The following is a 6680-nucleotide window of genomic DNA, read 5'->3' as shown; positions in this document are numbered from 1 at the left end:
GCGTGGGGGAGGGCAGGACCTGGGTCGGCCCGAAGTGGCTGCCCCCGCCGGGCGCCGGGGAGGGCGGCGGCGCGGGGGCCGTCCTGGTGGGCTCGGGAGCCGGGGGCGCCGGGGTCCCGGTGGCCGTCGGCGCGCCGCCGCCGGCCGGGCCGGCGGCGGGCGGTGCGAGCGGGGAGGCGGGGACCGTCGGGCGGGCCGGGGCGACCGGCGCCGGGGAGGTCGTCGGGGCCGTGGACGGCGGCACCTCGGCGGAGACCAGCCCGAGGGCCGGTCCCTTGCCGGGCGAGGTCCGGCCCCCGGGGGCGGCCGGCGCGGTCGGCTCGTGGCCGGACGACGGGGGCGCGGCCGGGTCCCCGGCCGTCGCCGCCCCCGGCTCCTCGGGCGCGGCCGGTGCACCGGCGCCGCCGGGATTCCCGGGGTCGACGGGGCCGGAGGGGGCACCGGGAGCGGCCGGGGCGCCGGGAGGGGGTGAGCCGCCCGGGGCGGGCGCCGGTCCCGGCAGCAGGTCGGCCAGGCCCCGGTCCGGGGCGGCCGGCAGGGCCACCGCGGGCCCGCCGAGCTCCTCCGGAGCGGGCAGCAGCTGGGACAGCAGGGCGCCGGTCGTCACCCCGACCAGCAATGCCAGGGGGAAGGCCCCCGTCCTCGGTGCGCGCACGATACCGGCCCCCTCCCCTCGCCCCCTGGAAGGACACCTTAAGCGTGACTCTCGGGAAGGTTAAGAGGGAATTGGCGCCGACCTCGCTCAGGCCGCCGGTCGCAGCTCCACCAGCGGGACGGCCCGGGTGGTTCGGGCGCGGAATTCGGCGAACAGCGGCTCGGCCTCGATCTGCCGGGCCCAGAGGCTCTCGTGCTCGGCCGGGTCGAGCGGCACGGCGTGCGCGGCGAAGGCGTCCGGGCCGAGCTCGACGGTGACCTCGGGGCTCTCGGCGAGGTTGCGGTACCAGGCCGGGTCGGCCGGTGCGCCGCCGTTCAGCGCGAAGACGATCACCCGCCCGCCGTCCCGCAGGTAGACCAGCGGGGTGGTGCGGGACTCGCCGCTGCGCCGGCCGCGGGTGGTGAGCAGCAGCAGGCTCCGGCCGGCGAAGTCGCCGCCGACCACGCCCCCGGCCGCCCGGAACTCGGCGATCACGGTGCGGTTGTCGTCGTTCCCGCCGTCGGCGGGCTGGGGGTGGGCGGCGTTCATCTCGGTGACCCTCCTCGGCGGTCCGGTTCGTCGGGACGAGCCTAGGAGCTGACACCGGTGTGAGGTTCAAGCGGCTGTGACCGGAGTCACAGCGGGGGAACGGCCGAGGGGCCGGCCCTCCCGCACGCGTCGGGAGGACCGGCCCCTCAGGACCACCGGCTACCGGCTCAGGCGTCGCCGCCCGCGGCGCCCGGGTCGGCCGCCGCCACGTCGAGCAGCTGGTAGCGGTCGATCGCGTCCTTCAGCGCGCTGCGCTCGATCTTGCCCTGCTTGGCCAGCTCGGTGAGCACGGCCAGCACGACGGACTGCGCGTCGATGTGGAAGAAGCGGCGGGCCGCACCACGGGTGTCGGCGAAGCCGAACCCGTCGGCGCCCAGCGACTGCCACTGACCCGGCACCCAGCGGGCGATCTGGTCCGGCACCGCGCGCATCCAGTCGGACACCGCGACGAACGGGCCCTCGGAGCCCTGGAGCTTGCTGGTCACGTACGGGACGCGCTGCTGCTCCTCGGGGTGCAGCAGGTTGAACTCCTCGGCCTCCACCGCGTCGCGGCGCAGCTCGTTCCAGGAGGTCGCGGACCAGACGTCGGCCTTGACGTTCCACTCCTCGGCCAGGATCCGCTGGGCCTCCAGGGCCCACGGCACGGCCACGCCGGAGGCGAGGATCTGCGCCGGGATCTGGCCAGCGGTGCCGGCCGCGTACTTGTGCAGACCCTTGAGGATGCCCTCGACGTCCACGTTCTCGGGCTCGGCCGGCATCTTGATCGGCTCGTTGTAGACGGTGAGGTAGTAGAACACGTCCTCGCCGGTCGGGTGCTCCTCGCTGGAGCCGTACATCCGCCGCAGGCCGTCCTGGACGATGTGGGCGATCTCGAAGCCGTACGCGGGGTCGTACGCGACGACGCCCGGGTTGGTCGAGGCCAGCAGGTGCGAGTGGCCGTCGGCGTGCTGCAGGCCCTCGCCGGTCAGCGTGGTGCGGCCGGCGGTGGCGCCGAGCACGAAGCCGCGGGCCAGCTGGTCGGCCATCTGCCAGAACTGGTCGCCGGTGCGCTGGAAGCCGAACATCGAGTAGAAGACGTACACCGGGATCAGCGGCTCGCCGTGGGTGGCGTAGGCCGAGCCCGCGGCGATCAGCGAGGCGGTGCAGCCGGCCTCGGAGATACCGTCGTGCAGCATCTGGCCGGTGGGCGACTCCTTGTACGCCAGCAGCAGATCGCGGTCGACCGACTCGTAGGTCTGGCCGAGCGGGTTGTAGATCTTCGCCGACGGGAACAGCGAGTCCATGCCGAAGGTGCGGTACTCGTCGGGCGCGATCGGCACGAAGCGGTTGCCGATGCCCTTGTCCCGCATGAGGTCCTTGAGCAGCCGGACGAACGCCATGGTGGTGGCGATGGTCTGGTTGCCGGAGCCCTTCTTGACCGCCTTGTAGGCGTCGTCGCCCGGGAGCTCCAGCCGGCGCGGCCGCACCTTGCGGGTCGGCACGTAGCCGCCCAGCTCCTGGCGGCGGTCGTGCATGTACTGGATCTCTTCCGAGTTACGGCCCGGGTGGTAGTAGGGCGGGTAGCCCTCTTCGAGCTGCTTGTCGGTGATCGGCAGGTGGAGCCGGTCGCGGAAGCGCTTCAGGTCCTCGACCGTCAGCTTCTTCATCTGGTGCGTGGCGTTGCGGCCCTCGAAGTTGGGGCCCAGGGTCCAGCCCTTGACGGTCTGCGCCAGGATGACGGTCGGCTGGCCCTTGTGCTCGCGGGCCGCCTTGAACGCCGCGTAGATCTTGCGGTGGTCGTGGCCGCCGCGGCCCAGGTGCTGGATCTGCTGGTCGGTCATCGACTCGACCATCTTGCGCAGCCGCAGGTCGCCGCCGAAGAAGTTCTCGCGGATGTACGCGCCGGACTCGGTGGCGTAGGTCTGGAACTGGCCGTCCACCGTGGTGTTCAGCTTGTTCACCAGGACGCCGTCGCGGTCCTGCGCGAGCAGCGGGTCCCAGCTGCGGTCCCAGACCAGCTTGATCACGTTCCAGCCGGCGCCGCGGAACTGCGACTCCAGCTCCTGGATGATCTTGCCGTTGCCGCGGACCGGGCCGTCGAGGCGCTGCAGGTTGCAGTTGACCACGAAGGTCAGGTTGTCCAGGCCCTCGCGGGCGGCCAGGGACAGCTGGCCGAGCGACTCGGGCTCGTCCATCTCGCCGTCGCCGAGGAAGGCGTAGACCTGCGAGTCGGAGGTGTCCTTGATACCCCGGTGCTCCAGGTAGCGGTTCATCCGGGCCTGGTAGATCGCGCCGAGCGGGCCGAGGCCCATCGAGACGGTCGGGAACTCCCAGAAGTCCGGCATCAGCCGCGGGTGCGGGTAGCTGGAGAGGCCGTACGGCGCCTTCGACTTCTCCTGGCGGAAGGCGTCGAGCTGCTGCTCGGTGAGCCGGTCCAGCAGGAAGGCGCGGGCGTAGATGCCGGGGGAGGCGTGGCCCTGGAAGAAGATCTGGTCGCCGGACTCGCCCTCGGCGTCCTTGCCGCGGAAGAAGTAGTTGAAGCCGACGTCGTAGAGCGACGCCGAGGAGGCGAAGGTGGCGATGTGGCCACCCACGCCGATGCCCGGGCGCTGCGCCCGGGAGACCATCACCGCGGCGTTCCAGCGGGTCGCGTTGAGGATCTTGCGCTCGATCTCCTCGTTGCCGGGGAAGAACGGCTCGTCCTTGGTGGCGATGGTGTTGACGTAGTCCGTGCTGCGCATCTCGGGCACGGCGACACGCTTCTCGCGGGCGCGCTCGATCAGCCGCAGCATCAGGTAACGGGCACGCTCACGCCCCCGCTCGTCGATGGCCGCATCGAGCGACTCCAGCCATTCCGCGGTCTCCTCGGGATCGAAGTCCGGGACCTGACTCGGAAGGCCGCCAATGATGATCGGGTTGCGATCGGATCCGGAAGCCACGCTGTTCCTTCACTGTCGGTCGAAACTGAGGTGTGTCGCGCCGCCTCCATCGTGCTACCGCGCTCGGAGATCCGTCATCTCTACCGATCGGTAACCGCTCTCCCTGACAGAAGGAGCGGTCTGGTGATGTGCGATCCGGACAGCATCGTCCGGGCCGCGCACCCCCGGGTGTTACGAACAGAGGTGGTCCGACCTGGTTTCCCTTCCGTCCGATGGCGGACGGGTGGGGTGAGGGCCAACAGGAGACTCTACGCCCGCGCACGCGCGGACCCGAATGCCGTTCGCATCTCGGGCGTGCGTACGGCCTGTGGACCAGGACCACCCGAAGCATCCTTGTCCCATGCAGAGAAGGGCAAATCGGTGTGATTCCCGACACGTCGCCCGGCGTGTCCCGGCGCGACACGTCAACCTTTGGAGGGGATCGGGGGTCGGGTACTTGCGCGAACCGCCGCGCCCGTGTGGACTACGGCCACAGCCTCGGCATGGACGCCGAGCCGAATACTGGAGGTTATTCCCGTGAGCGCGACCGCGGACCCCGCGGACAAGTCCAACCCGGCGAACCGTCTCGGCTTCGAAGAGGGCCAGATCATCCAGGAGCTGGGGTACGACGAAGACACTGACCAGGACCTCCGCGAGGGCATCGAGGAGATCACCGGGACGGATCTCGTCGACGAGGACTACGACGACGTCGCCGACGCCGTCCTGCTGTGGCACCGCGACGACGACGGGGACCTCACCGACGCCCTCGTCGACGCCCTGGAGTACCTGGCGGAGGGCGGCCTGATCTGGCTGCTGACGCCCAAGACCGGCCGGGACGGCCACATCGAGGCCTCGGACATCGCCGACGCCGCGAAGACCGCCGGGCTCTCCCAGACCAGCTCGATCGCGATCGCCAAGGACTGGGCCGCGACCCGCCTGGCGACCAAGTCGACCGCCAAGCAGTCCAAGCGCTGAGCGCCGCCTGACGGGCCTCACCGGGCCCCGCCGGAGCATCCTCCGGCGGGGCCCGGTCGTTTTCCCGCCGGCCGCGTCCCGGCCGCGTCCCGGCCGCCCTGCCCGCCCGTACGTCCGCCCCGCCCGTACGTCCTGCCCGCCCGGCTCCGCCCCGTCCCGCCCGGCTCCGCGGGCCGCCCCGGACGGCCGAACCGTTCGCCCAGGGCGAAAGCGGTGGTCCCGGACGGCGCAGCCCTCACCCGTCCGGCCCAGCCGGCCCCGGCGAATGCGAGGATGGCGCTCGCCGCGCCACCCGCGCGGCCCAGTCGCGTCGAGTGGGAAAGGTCCCCGCATGGCCATCGAGATCGGCACCGAGGCTCCGGACTTCGAGCTCAAGAACCAGCACGGCGAGCTGGTCCGGCTCTCCGACTTCCGGGGCGACAAGAACGTCGTCGTGGTCTTCTACCCGTTCGCGTTCACCGGCGTCTGCACGGGTGAGGTCTGCGCGATCCAGAAGGAGCTCCCGCGCCTGCAGAACGACGAGGTGCAGGTGCTCGGCGTCGCCAACGACTCGCCCTTCAGCCAGCGCGTCTTCGCCGAGCAGGAGGGCCTGGAGTTCCCGCTGCTCTCCGACTTCTGGCCGCACGGCGAGGTCTCCCGCGCCTACGGCGTCTTCGACGAGGAGAAGGGCTGCGCCGTGCGCGGCACCTTCGTGATCGACAAGGCCGGCGTGGTCCGCTGGAGCGTCGTGAACGGCCTGCCGGACGCCCGTGACGAGCAGGAGTACCTGGCCGCCCTCGGCGCGCTCTGAGCCGGGTCCGCGGGCGTCCGCGGACCTCGCCCCGCCCGCGTCGGGCCGGTTCCCCGGCGCGGACGGGAACCCCGCACTACGATCGGCTCGTTGGCTGGTCAGAGGCCCGGCACGGTTCGCCGTCGGAGTCTCGGACCGCACCACGGGGGCACCGAGGAGTGCCTCCCGAATCTTGGAGGACCAGTGGGTGTCAGCCTGAGCAAGGGCGGCAATGTCTCGCTCACCAAGGAAGCCCCCGGCCTGACCGCCGTGGTGGTCGGCCTCGGCTGGGACGTCCGCACCACCACGGGCACGGATTTCGACCTGGACGCCAGCGCCCTGCTCTGCAACACCGAGGGCAGGGTCGGCTCGGACGGCAACTTCGTCTTCTTCAACAACCTCAAGAGCCCCGACGGCTCGGTCGAGCACACCGGTGACAACCTCACCGGTGAGGGCGAGGGCGACGACGAGCAGATCAAGGTCAACCTGGCCACCGTGCCGGCCGACGTCCAGAAGATCGTCTTCCCGGTGTCCATCTACGACGCCGAGAACCGGTCCCAGAACTTCGGCCAGGTCCGCAACGCGTTCATCCGGGTGGTGAACCAGTCGGACAACAAGGAGCTGGCCCGGTACGACCTCACCGAGGACGCCTCCACCGAGACGGCGATGGTCTTCGGCGAGCTGTACCGCAACGGCGCCGAGTGGAAGTTCCGTGCGATCGGCCAGGGCTACGCCTCCGGCCTGCGCGGCATCGCCCAGGACTTCGGCGTCAACGTCTGAGTCGGGCGGGGCCGGTGACGGCCCGTGCAGCGGTACCAACGGCCGGGGCGGCCGCGGACGCGAGGGCGTCGGCGGC

5 protein-coding genes and 1 pseudogene are annotated in these 6680 nt (G+C 71.7%); 3 read left to right on the top strand and 3 right to left on the bottom strand.

From position 1 onward, the window contains the following. From ACFXAM_RS36975 to aceE, 3 genes and pseudogenes are all read right to left on the bottom strand, one after another. A pseudogene (locus tag ACFXAM_RS36975) lies at positions 1–655 on the bottom strand (hypothetical protein); the annotation flags it as partial. Positions 656–742: 87 nt separating this feature from the next. Continuing rightward, positions 743–1183 carry a nitroreductase/quinone reductase family protein gene (locus ACFXAM_RS36970; protein WP_380298105.1) on the bottom strand — a complete coding sequence of 147 codons (441 nt, stop codon included), beginning with the start codon at positions 1181–1183 and terminating at the stop codon, positions 743–745. Between the two features lie 167 nt (positions 1184–1350). Then, positions 1351–4101 (bottom strand): pyruvate dehydrogenase (acetyl-transferring), homodimeric type, encoded by a 2751-nt coding sequence (gene aceE / locus ACFXAM_RS36965; RefSeq protein WP_380298104.1) that lies wholly within the window; start codon positions 4099–4101, stop codon positions 1351–1353. 516 nt (positions 4102–4617) lie between these two features. On the opposite strand from aceE, the gene ACFXAM_RS36960 reads away from it, so the two are divergent. From ACFXAM_RS36960 to ACFXAM_RS36950, 3 genes are all read left to right on the top strand, one after another. Then, on the top strand, positions 4618–5055 hold the full coding sequence (locus tag ACFXAM_RS36960) for a DUF3052 domain-containing protein (RefSeq protein WP_380298103.1): 438 nt from the start codon (positions 4618–4620) through the stop codon (positions 5053–5055). 331 nt (positions 5056–5386) lie between these two features. Next, positions 5387–5845, top strand: a complete 459-nt coding sequence (locus ACFXAM_RS36955) for a peroxiredoxin (protein ID WP_380298102.1) — start codon at positions 5387–5389, stop codon at positions 5843–5845. Positions 5846–6028: 183 nt separating this feature from the next. Next, the gene (locus ACFXAM_RS36950; protein ID WP_380298100.1) at positions 6029–6604 is read left to right on the top strand and encodes a TerD family protein; all 576 of its coding nucleotides are present in this window, start codon (positions 6029–6031) and stop codon (positions 6602–6604) included. Positions 6605–6680 lie beyond the last annotated feature (76 nt).

It is taken from the genome of Kitasatospora sp. NPDC059462, assembly GCF_042749955.1.
Classification (GTDB): domain Bacteria; phylum Actinomycetota; class Actinomycetes; order Streptomycetales; family Streptomycetaceae; genus Kitasatospora.
This window is presented reverse-complemented; position numbering and strand designations above follow the sequence as displayed.

Coding starts and splice junctions, on each gene's coding strand:
- ACFXAM_RS36970 (WP_380298105.1), bottom strand. CDS start 1,183: ATGAACGCCGCCCACCCCCAGCCCGCCGACGGCGGGAACGACGACAAC.
- ACFXAM_RS36955 (WP_380298102.1), top strand. CDS start 5,387: ATGGCCATCGAGATCGGCACCGAGGCTCCGGACTTCGAGCTCAAGAAC.